The organism is Bradyrhizobium sp. JYMT SZCCT0428 (assembly GCF_018131075.1).
GTDB lineage: Bacteria > Pseudomonadota > Alphaproteobacteria > Rhizobiales > Xanthobacteraceae > Bradyrhizobium.
The window spans coordinates 192,564-209,477 of the sequence record NZ_JAFCLS010000007.1 but is presented as its reverse complement, the minus strand read 5'-3'; the positions used below and the strand labels follow the sequence as shown (position 1 = coordinate 209,477).

General features: G+C 62.1%; 21 protein-coding genes and 1 riboswitch. Of the genes, 10 read left to right on the top strand and 11 right to left on the bottom strand.

Translation table 11 applies throughout. The features are described 5' to 3' along the window. The first annotated feature begins 329 nt into the window (after positions 1-329). From JQ575_RS09875 to JQ575_RS09860, 4 genes are all read left to right on the top strand, one after another. A complete protein-coding gene (locus tag JQ575_RS09875) occupies positions 330-1,028 on the top strand; it encodes a Crp/Fnr family transcriptional regulator (RefSeq protein WP_212033013.1) in 699 nt (232 codons plus the stop codon). A 293-nt stretch (positions 1,029-1,321) separates the two neighbouring features. After that, on the top strand, positions 1,322-1,546 hold the full coding sequence (locus JQ575_RS09870; protein ID WP_192738297.1) for a hypothetical protein: 225 nt from the start codon (positions 1,322-1,324) through the stop codon (positions 1,544-1,546). A 425-nt stretch (positions 1,547-1,971) separates the two neighbouring features. After that, positions 1,972-2,226, top strand: coding sequence for a hypothetical protein (locus JQ575_RS09865; RefSeq protein WP_212033012.1), 255 nt, complete (start codon positions 1,972-1,974; stop codon positions 2,224-2,226). 13 nt (positions 2,227-2,239) lie between these two features. Beyond that, positions 2,240-2,494, top strand: coding sequence for a hypothetical protein (locus JQ575_RS09860; RefSeq protein ID WP_212033011.1), 255 nt, complete (start codon positions 2,240-2,242; stop codon positions 2,492-2,494). Between the two features lie 995 nt (positions 2,495-3,489). Here JQ575_RS09860 and JQ575_RS09855 read toward each other — a convergent pair. The 8 genes from JQ575_RS09855 to JQ575_RS09820 form a co-directional block, all read right to left on the bottom strand. Next, positions 3,490-3,648 (bottom strand): hypothetical protein, encoded by a 159-nt coding sequence (locus JQ575_RS09855; RefSeq protein ID WP_212033010.1) that lies wholly within the window; start codon positions 3,646-3,648, stop codon positions 3,490-3,492. A 137-nt stretch (positions 3,649-3,785) separates the two neighbouring features. Then, complete coding sequence (locus JQ575_RS09850; RefSeq protein WP_212033009.1) at positions 3,786-4,682, bottom strand: L,D-transpeptidase; 897 nt, start codon at positions 4,680-4,682, stop codon at positions 3,786-3,788. Positions 4,683-4,700: 18 nt separating this feature from the next. Continuing rightward, the gene (locus JQ575_RS09845) at positions 4,701-5,735 is read right to left on the bottom strand and encodes an amino acid ABC transporter substrate-binding protein (protein WP_212033008.1); all 1,035 of its coding nucleotides are present in this window, start codon (positions 5,733-5,735) and stop codon (positions 4,701-4,703) included. A gap of 158 nt (positions 5,736-5,893) precedes the next feature. Then, positions 5,894-6,499 carry a HutD family protein gene (locus JQ575_RS09840; protein WP_212033007.1) on the bottom strand — a complete coding sequence of 202 codons (606 nt, stop codon included), beginning with the start codon at positions 6,497-6,499 and terminating at the stop codon, positions 5,894-5,896. A 21-nt stretch (positions 6,500-6,520) separates the two neighbouring features. Continuing rightward, positions 6,521-7,570, bottom strand: a complete 1,050-nt coding sequence (locus tag JQ575_RS09835; RefSeq protein ID WP_212033006.1) for a malate/lactate/ureidoglycolate dehydrogenase — start codon at positions 7,568-7,570, stop codon at positions 6,521-6,523. Positions 7,571-7,593: 23 nt separating this feature from the next. Continuing rightward, entirely contained in the window at positions 7,594-8,535 is a 942-nt protein-coding gene (locus tag JQ575_RS09830; protein WP_212033005.1) for a prephenate/arogenate dehydrogenase family protein, read from the bottom strand. A gap of 7 nt (positions 8,536-8,542) precedes the next feature. Beyond that, a complete protein-coding gene (gene hisC, locus JQ575_RS09825; RefSeq protein ID WP_212033004.1) occupies positions 8,543-9,640 on the bottom strand; it encodes a histidinol-phosphate transaminase in 1,098 nt (365 codons plus the stop codon). 30 nt (positions 9,641-9,670) lie between these two features. Continuing rightward, on the bottom strand, positions 9,671-10,519 hold the full coding sequence (locus JQ575_RS09820; RefSeq protein ID WP_212033003.1) for a chorismate mutase: 849 nt from the start codon (positions 10,517-10,519) through the stop codon (positions 9,671-9,673). Between the two features lie 161 nt (positions 10,520-10,680). Beyond that, positions 10,681-10,760, top strand: a riboswitch (SAM riboswitch). 87 nt (positions 10,761-10,847) lie between these two features. Here JQ575_RS09820 and JQ575_RS09815 point away from each other — a divergent pair. Both JQ575_RS09815 and metW read left to right on the top strand, forming a co-directional pair. Beyond that, positions 10,848-12,065: a homoserine O-acetyltransferase gene (locus tag JQ575_RS09815; protein ID WP_212033002.1), complete on the top strand. Its 1,218-nt coding sequence runs from the start codon at positions 10,848-10,850 to the stop codon at positions 12,063-12,065. Between the two features lies 1 nt (position 12,066). Then, the gene (gene metW, locus JQ575_RS09810; RefSeq protein ID WP_212033001.1) at positions 12,067-12,735 is read left to right on the top strand and encodes a methionine biosynthesis protein MetW; all 669 of its coding nucleotides are present in this window, start codon (positions 12,067-12,069) and stop codon (positions 12,733-12,735) included. Positions 12,736-12,825: 90 nt separating this feature from the next. On the opposite strand, the gene JQ575_RS09805 is transcribed toward metW, so the two are convergent. Further along, the gene (locus JQ575_RS09805) at positions 12,826-13,698 is read right to left on the bottom strand and encodes an alpha/beta fold hydrolase (protein WP_212033000.1); all 873 of its coding nucleotides are present in this window, start codon (positions 13,696-13,698) and stop codon (positions 12,826-12,828) included. Between the two features lie 239 nt (positions 13,699-13,937). Here JQ575_RS09805 and JQ575_RS09800 point away from each other — a divergent pair, with 239 nt between their 5' ends. The 4 genes from JQ575_RS09800 (at position 13,938) to JQ575_RS09785 (ending at position 16,365) form a co-directional block, all read left to right on the top strand. Beyond that, positions 13,938-14,630, top strand: a complete 693-nt coding sequence (locus tag JQ575_RS09800) for a TIGR02594 family protein (protein ID WP_212032999.1) — start codon at positions 13,938-13,940, stop codon at positions 14,628-14,630. 161 nt (positions 14,631-14,791) lie between these two features. Further along, on the top strand, positions 14,792-15,271 hold the full coding sequence (locus tag JQ575_RS09795) for a Crp/Fnr family transcriptional regulator (protein WP_212032998.1): 480 nt from the start codon (positions 14,792-14,794) through the stop codon (positions 15,269-15,271). A 217-nt stretch (positions 15,272-15,488) separates the two neighbouring features. Continuing rightward, positions 15,489-15,860 (top strand): hypothetical protein, encoded by a 372-nt coding sequence (locus JQ575_RS09790; RefSeq protein WP_212032997.1) that lies wholly within the window; start codon positions 15,489-15,491, stop codon positions 15,858-15,860. A 289-nt stretch (positions 15,861-16,149) separates the two neighbouring features. After that, complete coding sequence (locus JQ575_RS09785) at positions 16,150-16,365, top strand: hypothetical protein (protein ID WP_212032996.1); 216 nt, start codon at positions 16,150-16,152, stop codon at positions 16,363-16,365. Positions 16,366-16,394: 29 nt separating this feature from the next. On the opposite strand, the gene JQ575_RS45655 is transcribed toward JQ575_RS09785, so the two are convergent. Continuing rightward, a complete protein-coding gene (locus JQ575_RS45655; protein ID WP_283842602.1) occupies positions 16,395-16,529 on the bottom strand; it encodes a hypothetical protein in 135 nt (44 codons plus the stop codon). Positions 16,530-16,626: 97 nt separating this feature from the next. Continuing rightward, positions 16,627-16,761: a hypothetical protein gene (locus JQ575_RS45650; protein ID WP_283842601.1), complete on the bottom strand. Its 135-nt coding sequence runs from the start codon at positions 16,759-16,761 to the stop codon at positions 16,627-16,629. Positions 16,762-16,914 lie beyond the last annotated feature (153 nt).

Below are 16,914 nucleotides of genomic sequence, written 5' to 3'. Positions count from 1 at the left end.
GGGTCGCTGACCACCGAGGTTTGCTGGACACGGCCGCATCTGGAGCACTCGAAAGTGCGGAGTTCGTAACCCGCCGGGCCGGGCGCAATGCCGGCCAGGTCGGTTCGGCTCTCACAGTGCTGACAACGCGGGCGCTCTATGGGGCTGAGGCGCGGGCCGATGGGTAAGGTATGAGATGCGGGCATGTGGCACCCCCCTGGATCAGGTGGTGCGCGACAGCCTGCCGGACACCGGACACTGACGGGGTGATTTTCTCGCCCTGGAAATGTTTCCGCTGGTCAATATTGACCACAATTCACGATTCTTAATAATTAGGTTTCGCTGGTCCAATGGAGGGACTCGTGAAGTCTGCAAAGCGACCGTTCGATCCCAAGACCTTTCTGGCCAAAGTCGGGACCGGAAAGACGATACTGAAGTACCGGAAAGGCCGGATCATCTACGCCCAAGGCGAAGAGGCCGATAAACTTTTCTACATTCAGTCGGGCAAGGTCAAGGTGACCGTTGTTTCCGAGCAAGGCAAGGAAGCTGTCGTCGGGCTGTTGGAAACCGGACAGTTTTTTGGCGAGGGTTGTCTGCATGGTCAGGAGTTTCGGGTTGGAACAGCGAAGGCGATGGAGGAGTGCCTCGTCACTTCGATAACCCGGAAGGCGATGCTGGCGGCACTCCGCCGGGAGTCCAGATTTGCAGAATTGTTCATGACCTACCTGGTCACCCGGAGCAATCGCATTGAAGAGGATTTGATCGACCAGCTGTTCAATTCCAGTGAGAAGCGGCTGGCGCGTCTGCTTCTTCTGTTGGCCAATTTCGGAAGAGATGGAAAGCCAACGCCAATCGATGCTTCAATCAATCAAGCAACCCTGGCGGAAATGATCGGAACGACAAGGTCGCGGGTGAGCTATTTTCTGAACAAGTTTCGCAAGCTGGGATTGATCAGCTACAACGGAAATATCGAGGTTCACCGCTCCTTGCTGAACGCAGTCCTGTACGAAAAGCCTCAGCTGGAGCGAGCTGACGAGCCGTCCCCCTAGGTTGTCCCCCGTACAAGAGCGCCCCTGTCGCTTTCGCGTACAGCATTGCGAGCCTCAGCGTCGCGAGGACTGTTCTGTTGCGATGTGCTGACGGCGTGAGATCTGTTGCGTTCGCCTTTCGTCACTCGAACCGAAATTCTCGATCGAAGAGTTCCGCTTCCGGAACAGCCTCTTCACTGCCGAGGTGAATTCCATATGCGTGACTCGTGTCACGGCGTTCTCAAAACCGTTCGGACATCCTGATGGTGGTTGCGGGATGATCCCGCACCTCAACAGACGGATGGAGAACTGGAATGACGAACGTTACGAAAAACGATGCAGCCAATCATGAGCTGTCGATCGATGAACTCGACGCCGCGGCCGGCGGCTTCTGGAAGGAACTGGCCGTCGCGGTGGGTGCCGGCGGCGTGACCGGCGGCATGGGCGGCGCGGCGGTCGGCGGCATCGGCGCCATACCGGGTGCCATTGGCGGCGCGCTCCTCGGCGGCATCGGATATTGCATCAGCGCAATCTTTTGAGCTGATTGCGCAAGGCGAGACTGTAGGATCGTTTTCGGATTCAGCAGTCTCGCATTGGCGCTTGCCTTCGCGACGTCATGAGAAGGCGTCGCTCTTTTATGGCGCAGCCCCCGTTAGCATCGGCTCGCGACATCGACGCGCTCAGCCGGGATCGAGTTGGCGAAAATGACATCGCATCATTAATTGCCTTGGATATATATCGTTCAAGTGATCTGAACGGCGCAAATGGAGTACTCCGTGAAGGGAGTGCTTTACCTCCGAGGGAATGTTGCGCTCGTTAGCGCTTTGGTGTTCGGCTAAGGGAGCTTCCGAAATCGAGTCCAGGGAGAGGCAAGGCCCGTGATCGGCCGCCAGACGTCTCTAACAGCATGGCGAACTGCAAGTTCGGAATTCACCACAAGAGAGGTTGTCCGCAGGAGGAGCAGATGACGCGGCGCCCCTCAGGAGCAATGAAAATCTTGGGTGATCAAGGCCCACCAACAGGCAACTCGGTGAGAGCGTATGAATGGGAGCTGTCGCTGCTGAAATTTCATCACCGGGCAGAGAGCGATGCGCTCTCAATACCCGATCCCGGACCGGCGGGCTTTGATTTCGTCCTGCCGGAAGACCCCGAGGCTGAAACGCTGTGGGCTCTGGTCAGAGATGTCATGTGGCGGCGAGCTTTGATGAAAGATGGCTAGTGAACGACTGCTGATGGCTCTGCAATTCCACCGTGCCGTCGATAGTCTGGAAATCTGGAGCGCGAGCAGCGACGGCTTTTCGTTCGTGATTACCCACGAGAGTCGCGCCGGCCCCGGCTTTCACGGACGGCCCGGCTACGTGGCGTCATGGCGTCCGCTTTATCAGGGCAGCGGCGCGATCAAGATCGGCGGATCGCCTTTTTCGACGTTCGAGGAGACCGAGGAAGCGTGCAACCTGATGCTGAAGCATCTGACGAGTGAAAGCTGACGGGAGGCTTGGGATGAATTTCGATGAGGCCGGTCGCTAAACCATTCCGGATCTTTGACGGTTGCAAACAGGCAGGATGGTCAATATTGACCATCCCTCAAGAAGTAAATGTGGTTTGGTAATTTACGAGCGCTGCGCCGGGGCCGCCCCCCGCGCCGCTCAAGAAGGCCCCAGCGCTCTCCAGCCCCCGCGCTGGGGCCATTCTTTTTCAGGCGGCTAACCCGGGCGCAGTGCCGAGCAGCGGTCGTTGGCCACCGCATTTTCGCCTAACAATCATGGGTACGTGAACGCAGGGCAGGTTCAAATGCCGGAGCCCTGTCATGTTGAGACTAGTATTGGTTGCGTCCGTACTCGTTGCCTTTTCTTCATCCGCATCAGAAGCACGTCCGCCCCGCGTCGTTGGTCAAGCACCGGGATGCAACGTCACCATGCCGTGCGACTTTTCGAATTCGCCAACGCAACGCGTTAGTGTGAACGCATACGGCCGGGAATCGCAGAGCACGGAACGGCCGGCAATTTTGCCTCGCAATACAAGGGCCGAAGCGAATAGTGGGCGTGGCCAAATCGTCGGCGGGCGCCCAGCCGGCTGTCCCCGCTCTTTCTGCGGCTGCGGCGCATCCATGCGGGTGTTCGGCCGTATCGTGCCCGGATTAAATCTTGCCTCCAACTGGCTGCGGTTTCCCCGGACGGCGCCAGCACCGGGAATGGTTGCCGCGCGACGCGGGCACGTCTTCGTTCTGGAGCAGCATGTCGGAGGTGATATGTGGATGGCGTACGATGCCAACTCGGGTGGCCGCGCAACGAGAATTCACGCGCGCTCGTTGCGCGGGTACACAGTCGTTAATCCGCGCGCGTAATCCAAAGACTCTTATGTCGGCACAATGACGTTTCGCGGGCGGTTGCCCGCGATGCTTTATTCAGATGTCCGTTCTGTCAAAGGCTGCAAACGCATTGCGAGAAAATTGAACAATCTCCGCAAGACGCTTGCAGGACTCTCAACGGGTAATCTTGTGAACCAGCGACTCGATGCCCGTGCGGATCGCAACCGCGGCGGCAATCGCAACCACGATGAGCGGCTGGTAGAGGGCGCCGCCCGAAGCCGCATCGAGTTCGTCGATGGTCAGTTCGTCGGCTTTTTTGTTCAGCTGTTCCATCTTAGTCCCTCCTGTCGCCGGTGAAGGGACTATTCCCGCCATCCGTCAGGGCAGGAGTAAGCGCGATAGGTCTCGATGGCTGTGATGACCGTCACAGCCGGAGTATTGGCGCCCGCCGTCAGCGCACCTGCCAGCCCCTAGCTCACAAACACCACCCGCGTTTCCAGCGAAACCCGGCGGTACAGATCCTCGACGTCGTCATTGACGAGCCGGATGCATCCGGAGGCGACGAGGTGGCCGATGGTCTTGGGCGAGTTGGTGCCGTGGATCAGCAGCCCGGGCTTGTCCAATAGCAGCGCGCGGGCGCCCAGCGGGCTGCCGGGACGGCCGGCGGAGGCGGCCAATGCGTCGGCATCCCGGGCGTTTTGCGCGGAAGAGCGCCAGTCGGGCCATTCGAGCTTGTTGGTGACGCGGAAGAAGCTGCCGCCCTTGAGGCATTCCTGCGCAATCCCGATGCCGTAGCGGCGCGCGGAATTGTTGGAATCGATCAGATAGAGAAAGCGGTTTTCCCGGTCGATCACGATCGAGCCGGGAACCACGGTGGTGCGGTAAAACACCACTTGCCGCTGCAGCGAAAACGGCAGGCCTTCGCCGGTGGAGCCGCCGTCTTCGCCGGCCTTCAGGTCCGCCATCACGACGTCTTCGCGGGCGCGCGCCGCTTTCGCTGGGGGTGGCGCCGTCACGCTGGTGGCGACGACGACCGGGCCTTTGGTGACGACATAGCCATAGACCAGAGCCGACAAAGCGATAGCGAGTGCAAGCGCACCGGCGCCGAAGGCCCATGGCTTCCAGTTCGCGCCCTCCGACAACACTTCGTTGATTTGAGCGGCGTCGCGGCCTTCCTCGACGGCGACCTCATCCTCGATCCGCCGGATCGCGGCTTCGAGTGCGGCGACATTTGAGGCGGCGGCCTCGCGGGTGAGGTGGGACGACCTCGTAATGAGGTCATAGGCGTCCTTGTAGATCTTGTCGCGGCCGAGGGTGTCATTGCCGGCAACGGCCTTGGTCAGCAATGCATAATAATCCACGGTCATGGCCTGACCCCTGAAGAACTATCTGACGGGAGGCGCGTACTGGATGCCGCCCTGGGTCCAGAGCGCATTCAGCCCGCGCGGAATGCTGAGTTTCGACTGCGTGCCGACGTTTCTCTCATAGATCTCGCCGTAATTGCCGACGGCCCGGACGGCGCGCGCGGCCCAGTCATTGGCAACGCCCAACTGCGCGCCGAATTCGCCCTCGGTGCCGACCAGGCGCCTGATATTGGGATTGGCCGATTTCACCGCATCGTCGATGCCAGCCTGTTTGACGCCAAGCTCCTCGGCATTGATCAATGAATAGAGTGTCCACTTGACCAGGTTGAACCATTGGTCGTCGCCTTGCCGCACCGCGGGTCCCAGCGGCTCCTTTGAAATCACTTCCGGCAGGATGATGTGGCTGTCGGGCGCAGAGAGTTTTAGACGCTCGGCGTAGAGCTGCGAGACGTCGCTGGTCAGCACGTCGCATTTGCGATCGTCATAGGCCTTGAGGCTTTCCTCGGCGGTGGCGAGCGCCAGCACCTTGAGCGGCATGTCGTTGGCGCGGAAATAGTCCGCCAGATTCAGCTCGGTCGTGGTGCCGGTCTGGGTGCACACGGTCTTGCCGCCGAGCTGCAGCGCGGTGTCGATTTTGGCATCGCGGCGCAGCAGAAAGCCCTGGCCGTCGTAATAGGCGACGCCGGCAAACATCAGGCCGAGCGAACTTTCCCGCGACATCGTCCAGGTCGAATTGCGCGACAGCACGTCGATCGTCTTCGACTGCAGCGCGGAAAAGCGCGTGGCGGCATCGAGTGGCGTGAACGTCACTTTTGCAGGGTCGCCGAAGATCGCCGCCGCCACGGCGCGGCAGATATCGACGTCAAAGCCGCTCCAGGCGTTCTTGTCGTCCATGCTGGAAAAGCCGAGCAGTCCCTGGCCGACACCGCAATTCAGCGTGCCGCGCTCCTTGACGGCGTTCAGGGTCTGAGCCCGCGCCGGATCGCCGCTCGCGAACAGCAGGGCCAGCAACGCGATAACGGGAAAGATGATGGGTCGCTTCTTGGAGCCGGACATTTTTTCCCCGCGATCGGTGGCTGCAGCTTCTTCAAGTGGCGGCAAGTTCTTTGGCGGAAGTGATGTTGGCAAGCTAACACAAGTGGAAGCGTTACCAATGTGTTTCCGGAATGGCTCGCTTGCGCGAGGGGAACTGCGCCGGCGACCGTCGTTCCGGATCAGCCGGATGTCCGCACCACGGGAATAACGCTGGCGACGATCGCGGTGCCAAACCGGTTTGCGACCGCAAAACTTTCTCCGGCATCGATGCGCACCGCGTGGCCGGCGGCGATTTCGCGGGCCTTGTCGTTGATCGTCAGTTCGCAGGCATAGACGATGTGAATGCCGGCCGGGCAGGCGTGAATTGCGCCGTCCAAAAGGCAGCAGAGGTCGATCGCCACGCGCGACCGGTCGCCGATCAGATTGACGACTTCGACGGGGCCGGCTTCCAGCCGGCTGACAATACTGGTCTCGCCGGTAAACCGGACCGGCCTGAACGGCTGCCGGACATCGATCTCTCCAACAGGTGTCCCGAGCACGAGCCCCTCGCCGGAAACCAGCACCAGCTGGCGGTCATAGCCGCTCAAATCCGAGAACGCGCCCGGCGTCACGATGGCGGTCCGGCTGAAACGCCAGATGATTCCCTCCCAACTTCCGGCTGCGAATCCAGGGAGCATGGATACGGCGATATCGATCGTGACCCCGCCGCCGTTCTTCCAGGGCATATGCCGGTAGCCGGCGGGATCGAGCGCTGTTAGCTGAATCCTGCCGGTAGAGGGTGTCATTGGATTTGTCCGAACGGTTGCTCAGCTATCGATCCGGATCTGATAGCGCTGCGCGATATCGGACAATTGGCCCCAGGTCGTGTCATCGATTTCGATGCCCTTGGCGATCCGTGCGGCCCGGGCAAGCCGCTCGGGCTCACCGGCGATCAGCACCGGCAAATCCTGCTCGGCGGGCTTGGCCGATTTCACCCACGAAATCATGTCGTCGATCTCGGCCATCATGCTGTCGCGCGTCGACAATCGCGCCGGATCGATCACGATGCTCAGCATGCCGTTGATGATGCCGCGCTCGGGCGGCGTCGTCGTGGTGACGCTTGGCGAGCCGACGATGGCGCCGGCCAGGAGTTCGCACACCAGCGCCAGGCCGGAGCCCTTGTGCTCGCCGAACGGCAGCACCACGCCGCGCGGGTCGGTGTACATGACGGAAGGGTCGGTGGTGGGCTGGCCCGCATGGTCGAGCAACGCGCCGTCGAGCATCGGCTTGCCGGCATTATGCGCCACCCGCACTTTTCCCAGCGCGACACGGCTGGTGGCGAAATCGAGCAGGATCGGCTCGTTGTTGTCGGTGCCGGGGATCGCGATGCAGACCGGGTTGGTCAGGAATCTTCCTTCGCGGCCGCGGAAGGGCGCAACGCCGGGCGAACCCGACGCGACATTCACAAAATGCAGCGCCACCATGCCGGCGCGGGCGGCGATCTCGCCATAGGTGCCGACGCGGCCGATATGGTGTGCGTTGCGCAAGCCGTTGACAGCGACGCCATGTTTCCTGGCCGCCTCGATCGCCCATTCCACCGCCTGGCGCGCGACCACCTGGCCGTAACCGGCGCGGGCATCCCACACCGAGATGGTGCCGGTGTCGGAGACGATCTCGGGCGCCTGATTGATCTTCAGCGTGCCGGCGTCGAGGTCACGCACATAGGCGACCAGCATGCCGACGCCATGGCTGTCATGGCCGCGCAGATTGGCCTCGACCAGATGCTCGGCCACGATGGCGGCTTCCGTCGGCGAACTGCCACCGGCGGTGACGATGCGATTGGTAAGGGCAAGCAGCTTCGAATGGTCGATGATCATGCTTCACTCCGTCGTGAGCCGGTCTACTCCGGCTTCTTCGTTAAATTCGCGTGCGGGCGGCCGAAGTCGGGCGCCGCCGAATCCTGGCCGATCTCGACGATGCCGCGGCGGATGGCGCGGGTGCGGGTAAAATGCTCGAACAGCGCCTCGCCGTCGTTGCGGCGGATCGCACGCGTGAGCTTGGAAAGGTCCTCGTTGAAGGTGCCGAGCATTTCCAGCACCGCTTCCTTGTTGGCAAGGAACACGTCGCGCCACATCGTCGGATCCGAGGCCGCGATGCGGGTGAAGTCGCGAAAACCGCCCGCCGAGAATTTGATCACTTCCGACGACGTCACCTGCGCCAGTTCGTCGGCGGTGCCGACGATGGTGTAGGCGATCAGATGCGGCAGATGGCTGGTGATCGCGAGCACCAGGTCGTGATGATCCGGCGTCATGATCTCGACCTTGGCGCCGAGGCCGGCCCAGAACTCGCGCAGCTTTTCCACCGCGGCAGCATCGGTCCCTTCCGGCGGCGTGAGAATGCACCAGCGGTTGATGAAGAGTTCGGCGAAGCCGGAATCGGGACCGGAGTGCTCGGTGCCGGCGACGGGATGGGCGGGAACGAAGTGGACGCTAGGGGGAATATGCGGGCCCATGTCGCGCGCGATGGCGCCCTTGACCGAGCCGACGTCGGAGACGATCGCGCCCGGCGCGAGGAACGGCGCGATCTCCTCGGCGACCGGTCCGCAGGCGCCGACGGGGATGCAGAGGATCACGAGGTCGGCGCCCTTGACCGCCTCCGCGTTGGTTTCGAGCACGCGATCGACCACGCGCAATTCTTCCACCCGCGCACGGGTCTTGGCCGAGCGTGCCGAGGTGACGATCTCGCCGGCGAGACCCTGGGCGCGGGCGGCGCGGGCGATCGAGCCGCCGATCAGGCCGAAGCCGATCAGCGCGACGCGTTTGAAGAGAGGTTCAGTGCTCACTTGATGCTCACTTGCCCGCCATGAAGTCTCTGAGGCCATCGACGACGAGGCGGTTGGCCTCTTCGGTGCCGATGGTCATGCGCAGCGCATGCGGCAGGCCGTAATTGTTCAGCGCCCGCAGCACCAAGCCGCGTTTTGTTAAGTAAGCGTCGGCGTCGGCCGAGGTCTTGCCCTTCTCCTGCGGAAAATGGATCAGCACGAAATTCGCCACGCTCGGCGTCACCTTGAGGCCGAGCTTGGAAATTTCTTCCGTCAGCCAGTTGCGCCAGTGCTCCGTAAAGGTCTTCGACATCTGGACATGCGCGGTGTCCTCGATCGCGGCGACCGCCGCCAGCATCGCCGGCGTCGAGACGTTGAAGGGCCCGCGAATCCGGTTGACGGCGTCGACGATGTTGGCCGGGCCGAACATCCAGCCGATCCGCAACGACGCCAGCCCGTGAATCTTGGAAAAGGTATGCGTCACCACGGTGTTTTCCGTGGTCGCCACCAGCTCGATGCCGAGCTCGTAATCGTTGCGCGACACGTAGTCGGCATAGGCGGCGTCGAGCACCAGCAGAACGTGATCAGGCAATCCGGCGCGCAGCCGCTTGACTTCGTCGAACGGAATGTAGGTTCCGGTCGGGTTGTTCGGATTGGCGAGCCACACCATCTTGGTGCGCGGCGTGACCAGCTTCAGGATCGCGTCGACATCGGCGGTGAAATTGGTTTCGGGCGCCACGACGTTCTTGGCGCCGTTCGCCATGGTCGCGATCGGGTACACCAGGAAGCCGTGGCTGGTCGAGATCGCCTCGTCGCCATGCTTGAGATAGGTGTGCGCCAGCAGATTGAGGATTTCGTCCGAGCCGGCGCCGCAGATGATGCGGTTCGGATCGAGCCCGAAGGCGCGGCCGATCGCCTCGCGCAGCACCCGTGAGGTGCCTTCCGGATAGTCCTCCAGATGACCAGCCGCTTCCTTGTAGACCGCCATCGCCTTCGGCGACGGGCCGAACGGCGTCTCGTTGGCGGACAGTTTGAACACCTTGCGGCCGGGTTCGGCCACCGGGCTCTTGCCGGGGGTGTAGGGCGCAATATCGAGGATGCCGGGGTTCGGCACGGGGCGGGACATCTTCTGGCTCCGGATCGTAGGGCGTCTATTTTAGGATTTGGCCGCCCCGTTCGGGGGCACCGTATAGCGTGTTGCGTGGCTGCCGACGAGGGCCGCGGAGCGCACCGACGCGCCGGCCTCGATCAGGGCTGTCTTGATCTTCTCAAGTCCGATGCCTGATATCGACACCAAAAGCGCCGCACCGTCGAAGGCCCTATCGGGCACTGCGACGATGTCGGCAAGCGGCGCCAGCGCGCGCGCAATCTCGGCGTTCCAGCCGGAGACGCGCACGCTCCAGGTCTCGACTTCGGTAACCATCGCGTTGTCGGCGACGCGCGAGACCACGAACACCGGCAAGGCCGCCGGATGGTCGGCGCGTTCGAGGAACGGCAACCGCGCGATGATCTTTGGCGCGCCGGCGGCTTCGAGCTCGATCCACCATGGCGTGCGGCTCGAGGTCGCCGAGACCAGCGCCAGGTCGCCCTTCGATTTCGCCACCGCCTCGACCGCGACCTGCGCGCTGAAATGCGCGACGTAGGGCACGACGAATCCGAAATGAAACCGCGCCGAATCCCGCATCGCGGATTCGCCGACCGAAACATCCGCATGCACCGAGAACGGCGCCTGGACGTAGGTGAATGTCGAGATGATGACGCGCCAGATGCTCTCGACGGTGTCGATCGGGAGAATGCCGCGGTGACGCTCCACCAACCGCCGCATCATGTCGGCCTCGCGCGCCGGGCGGAACGCGGAGCCGACCTCCTGGGTCTCCTTGACCTGGATCAGGCGATCGATGATGTCGCCGCGCGCCATCAACAGGCGGTGAACCTGCTCGTCGATGCTGTCGATCTCTTTGCGCAGCACCGCCAGCGAGGGCGGGGCGGGAGGGGCCTTGGACATGTTCCAACCTTCAGGCCGGGGGACGGAAATCACCGGCAAATACAGGGACATTGATTAGGAAAGACAGCCGCCGAAAGCAAAAGGAAATGCAGCCATTGGCGGCGTCGTTGCCCGGTTAACCATGGGCCGCCTTGACGAAAAGCTCCCTTCGGACTAGCTTTAGCCCATTCCGTGGTCATTTGAGCCGGCCGGCTTGCAGCCACGTTAAACAACTCGCTAAACAGGCCGGGGACAGAAGTGATCCCGGTCGAACCTTTGTTCAGGCCGGGTTTTTTTATGGCCTGATTTCTGTCCGGGAGGGCCTCAGCTTTCGAGGTCGGTGGCCGAGATGACAAACGTTCAGTCGATACCGAGTCCTTCGATCCCAAGCCCTTCGATTCATGGCGAGGATCGGGCCCATGAGGCGGACCATCCGACCTCGCAGGTCGCGAAGTTCGGCGCTGACCAGCCGCTCAAGCTCGATTGCGGCGTCGATCTGGCGCCGTTCCAGATCGCCTACCAGACCTATGGCGAGCTGAACGCGGACCGCTCCAACGCCATCCTGGTTTGCCATGCGCTGACCGGCGATCAGCATGTCAACAATGCGCACCCCGTCACCGGCAAGCATGGCTGGTGGGACACCATGGTCGGCCCCGGCAAGCCGCTCGACACCAACCTCTACTTCATCATCTGCAGCAACGTGATCGGCGGCTGCATGGGCTCGACCGGCCCGGCCTCGACGAATCCCGCCACCGGCAAATTGTGGGGCCTCGATTTCCCGATCATCACCCTTCCCGACATGGTGCGCGCGCAGACCATGCTGATCGATCGTCTCGGCATCGACACGCTGTTCTGCGTGGTCGGCGGCTCGATGGGCGGCATGCAGGCGCTGCAATGGACCGCGGCGTATCCGGCGCGCGTGTTCTCGACGCTGGCGATCGCATGTTCGACGCGCCACTCGGCGCAGAACATCGCATTCCATGAGCTTGGCCGGCAGGCCGTGATGGCCGATCCGGACTGGCGCGGCGGCCGCTATTTCGACCACGACACGCATCCGCATCGCGGGCTCGGCGTCGCACGGATGGCCGCGCACATCACCTATCTCTCCGACGCCGCCCTGCATCGCAAGTTCGGGCGACGGATGCAGGACCGCGAACTGCCGACGTTTTCGTTCGACGCGGATTTCCAGGTCGAAAGCTATCTGCGCTATCAAGGCTCGTCCTTCGTCGAGCGCTTCGACGCCAACTCCTATCTCTATCTGACGCGGGCGATGGATTATTTCGACATCGCTGCCGACCATGATGGCGTGCTGGCCAAGGCGTTCAGCGGCATCAAGACCCGCTTCTGCGTGGTGTCGTTCACCTCGGATTGGCTGTTCCCGACCGCGGAATCACGCGCGCTGGTGCATGCGCTGAACGCGTCGAGCGCGCGGGTGTCGTTTGCCGAAATCGAAACCGATCGCGGCCATGACGCCTTCCTGCTCGACGTGCCCGAATTCTTCGAAATCTCCCGTGCGTTCCTGCAATCCGCAGGCACCGCGCGGGGCCTGAACAGGGCGGGTGGTTGATATGTCGCTGCAGCAACAGACACTGCCTTTTACTGGCGTGGAGCCGCATCGCACCGAAAACCTTCGCAGCGATCATTTGCTGGTCGCCGAAATGGTGCAGAGCGGCTCCAAAGTGCTCGACGTCGGGTGCGGCGATGGCGAGCTGCTGCAGCTCTTGGAAAGCCGCGGCATCGACGGCCGCGGCATCGAGCTGTCGCGCGAGGGCGTCAACCGCTGCGTCGCCAAGGGCCTTGCGGTGGTGCAGGGCGACGCCGACACCGACCTCATCAATTATCCCGACGACGCTTTTGATTACGTGATCCTGTCGCAGACGCTGCAGGCGACGCGGCAGCCGAAAGTGGTGCTGGAAAACCTGCTGCGGATCGGCCATCGCGCCATCGTCTCGTTCCCGAATTTCGGGTTCTGGCGGATGCGGCTGCAATTATTGGTCGGCGGCCACATGCCGCGCACCGAAAACCTGCCGGCGACCTGGTACGACACGCCGAACATCCATTTCTGCACCATCAAGGATTTCGTGCAGCTGTGCGAGGCGATCAACGTCAAGATGGAGCGCGCGGTGGCGCTCGATCTCTACGGCCGCCCGCTGCGGCTCAATCTGCCGTGGTGGTTCTGGAACATGTTCGGCGAGCAGGGCGTGTTTTTGCTGACCCGGGCGGAGCAGGGGAAGTAGTTACCGTCATTGCGAGGAGCGAAGCGACGAAGCAATCCATCTATCCGTTATGCCGCGCAATGGATTGCTTCGCTTCGCTCGCAATGACGACTAGACCGGGGCCGCCACCATCGACCTTGGATCCCGCACCGGCCACCTCCCGGCTTCCACCAGCGCGATAAACCGTTCGACCATTTCGTTGAACAGCGCCGGCTCTTCCAGGTTGAGCACATGTCCCGATTTCGGGAAGAACGTTAGGCCCGCAGCCGGCAAATGCTGCTTCAGGAACAGGCTCGGCTCGATGCAATTGTCGTCCTCGTCGCCGCAGATGATCAGCGCCGGCGTCGGCACGTTGCGGATCGCGTCGGTCAGGGTGTAGATCGAGGGCCGGCCGCCCTGAAAACTGCGCATGGTGTTGGCCGAACCCTTCGCATCGTGCCGTGCCAGTGCGGCATAGAAATCGGCGTGGCCGCGCGGGTCTTTGACCAGGAACGGAATCCGGCTCGGCGCCTCGCGCGTCACTTTGGCGACCTCCACCGAGCCGATTTTTTCGTACTGCTCGGCATTGGCCAGGCATTGCTTGCGGAAGGCCTCGAGATTTTCGATCGGAGAGCCGGAGCCGACGCCGGCCAGCGTCATCGACAGCGCGCGTTCCGGGGCGTTGAGGCCGATCTGCAGCGACGAATAGGCGCCCATCGACAGGCCGATGAAATGTGCCTTGGCGATCCCGAGATGATCGAGCACGGCGAGCGCGTCGGTGTAGAAATGCTTGTAGGTGTAGACGTCTGATGTCGGCGGCACGTCGGAAGGCGTATAGCCCCGCGCCGAATAGGCGATGCAGCGGTGGCCGCGCGAGAAGTATCGCATCTGCGGCTCCCAATTGGTGTGGTCGGCCGCGAATTCATGCAGGAAGATGATCGGCGTTCCCGTGCCGGCTTCTTCGAAATACAGGCGGACATTATCACTAGTGACGGCATAGGGCATTTAAGGTTCCTCTTGGTTTTGGCGCGTTCTCGGCCCCGAAAATTGCAGTTAATGCTCTGGGCTGCAATGAGGCAGCCCTGTTTGTTTTTGGCCATAAAATGATCGCGGAATCACCCCGGAATTGATCCCGCACCGCCGCATGAAATCTTCCTCTCGCCACAGCCAAAAATTCAAACCCGTCGCCGCGTTCGTTTGTCCACGAACGCTGCGGGATTGTGGTGTGTTACAGAGGATCAAAGATGCTTCAGTTGTTTGCGTTCCGCCGGTCGCTTCGTGTCCTTGCGCTGGCGTTGTGTTCGGTCTCCATCGCCGTCATTGCCACGCCGGCCTCCGCCCGGCCCCACCATGGCGCAGGGCGCCACGTCCGCGGCTATCACGCCGGGCACCATGCACGGCATTACGCCCGCCACCACCACCGCAAGATCGCGCGCCTGTCGCGCTGGGAGCGCGGCGTCGCGAAAATGCAGGCCGGCGGCTTTGCCGATGCCAACGCCAACGCCGATATCAACGTCACTTTCACCGATCATAATTCGACCCTGACGCCGCCCGGCGGCGTGATGGCGCCGAGCAGCTTTGGCGGCTCTTCCAACGTCGTCGCTGAGGCGCGGCGTTACCTCGGCGGCAACCCGACCGGGCGTGGCAGCCTGTGGTGCGCCCGCTTCATGAACATGGTGCTGCAGCATTCCGGCTATCGCGGCACCGGCTCGGACATGGCGAAATCGTTCGCCAGCTACGGCCAGCGCGTTTCCGGTCCGCAGGTCGGCGCCATCGCCGTGATGACAAGGGGCCGCGGCGGCGGCCATGTCGGCGTGATCACCGGCATCGACGCCAAGGGCAACCCGATCATGATCTCCGGCAACAACGGCAACCGGGTCCGGGAAGCGCCGGTCTCGCGCGGCCGGATCTACGCCTACGTGATGCCGACGAGCTGAAATCGTCACTGCAAAGGAACCGCAGGGTGGGCACAGGCGCGTCGGCGCCGTGCCCATCATGGCCTCGCCGAAGCAAGCCGGCGGGGCGCCTCCGCCCTCGCTGAGCAGCACGTCGGGCCTGGCCCGCTTGCCGCCGCCGGGCGCGCGGGTATATTGGCCTGATGGCTGTCAGTTCCCCAGATCTGAAAGCGTTCCTGCTCGCCACGCCTTTCTTCGGTGGGCTCTCAGACGCAAGCCTCGATCTTTTGATCTCAATGCTGGCCGAGCGCCGCTTCGACGCCGGCGCCACGGTGGTCGCGGAAGGCGAGCCGGGGCGCTCGATGTTCATTGTTCACTCCGGCCAGCTGGTGGTGAGCAAGCTGCTGGAGTCCGGGCGCGTCCTACGCATGACGGGTCTCGAGCCCGGCGATTTTTTCGGCGAAATGACGCTGATCGAAATGCAGAACCGGTCAGCCACCGTCGTCGCGGAGAGCCCGACCGTGCTGTACGAACTCACGGCCCGGCAACTCTATGCGTGCTACAAGGCCGACATCCACGCCTATGTGATGGTGATGCAGAATATCAACCGCGAGCTTTGCCGGCGGCTCCGCCGCGCCGACAAACGCATTGCCGAGTTGCAGATGCTTCGAGCCAGTGAATGACACAGCCGGCTGTGCATCATGCGGGCTGAATTGGCTTCAGGGCGCAACATCCAGCTCCGCCGGGCAATCAGGTCCTTCATTTGATCCCGACGGCAAATCGGAACCTTCGGCCGCGCATTGCAGCCGCATTGGTTTCACTGAATGGCCACATCGGAATCAGACCCCAACCAAACTTCGCGGATAGGAGTCCTTTCAGTCAAACTGAAAAGGAGTGAGCATGCGCATCGTTACGGCATCCGTCATCATTGCCGCCCTCTCTCTGGGCACGCCAGCTTTCGTGCAGGCACAGGGAACCCCCTCGCAATCTCAACCAAGCCCCTCGCAATCCGAGGCGCAGCCTTCGCAGTCCAGCACGGTCATCCGGAGCATCCAGGTCGTCGACATCAAGGATCTGCAGCCGGCGGTGCGCTCGAAGGTCGATGAACTGGTGGCCCAAACCCGCGAGGAAGACATTCAGTCGCTTCGCAAGTCCATTGACGCGACGCCGGAAGCGGCATCGGTGCTCAAGGCCAAGGGCCTGACTTCGTCACAAGTCGTGGCCATCAACATCGCCGACGGCGTTCTCACGATGTTTGCCAAAACGGCCTGAACGAAACGGTCATCGTAGGATGGGTAGAGCGAAGCGAAACCCATCAATTGTGGCTTGCGGACGGGTGATGGGTTTCGCTGCGCTCTACCCATCCTACAAACCATTCCCCTGGTTCCCCGCGCGACGGCAGCTTTCGGCCGCAAAAAAACCTCCGGAACACAGGAACGACTTTTCTCCGGCCACGTTGATTGTTCGAGTGATACAACGAGGGAGAAATCCACCGGAAATATCATCTCAAAAGCCCCGTCAGCTACATTTGTAGCTGGCGGGGTTTTGGTTAGGAGGCCCGATGTATGCGCTGTTTGAAGGCGACAAGCAGATCGGAAGCGCCTTCCCTACCGAGAAAGAGGTCTGGGAAGCTGCCCTGATAGAGGGGCTTGTGATGGACGTTCCGGTTGCGGATGAGGAAGGCGGCCATGTGATTCCCAGCGGTTATCACGTCGCCAGGGTCGAAGAGTCCTGCGACCCGCGGCCCGATTGGAAACTTCCGCGCGATATTTCCTGACATCAGCGCGTTGTGAAATCCGGCAGGCTCTACGCAATCCAGTAGATTGCCAATGCAACAGCCACGAGGGCAAGAACCCCAGCGGTCAGCATCCCGTAGTTCCGCTCTACCTCAGTCGGCAGCGCTTCTCTCGCAGCGTCCTCATGAATCAGGTCGTGTTTCATTACACACCTCCAGGGATTCAAAACCGACGGCACGCGTCGTTCCGGCCCTCGAAGCGGGTTAACCAGAAACTCCCACCCACCCGATGGCTCAGGCGGTTCACGTCATCAGGTCGACGAACAGTTTGAGGATCGCCACGATTAGGCCGGCTGAAGCTGTCGCCGTGCTGAGGTCGACGACCTCGATGAGAGCCTGCCGCTGTTCGTCGTCCAACAGTGAGAAGACTTTGCGCATGGTGTCCTCCACCCCATGCAAACATTTTGAGCGGCCGCCGGTTCCATTTGAGAGGCCTATGCCCGCCGACGGGCACAGCAGGCGCGACAACGACCCGACGGGCAAATCAGTTGCGATTATCAGAAATGGTGTCAAGCCCCGAAATAAAAAATA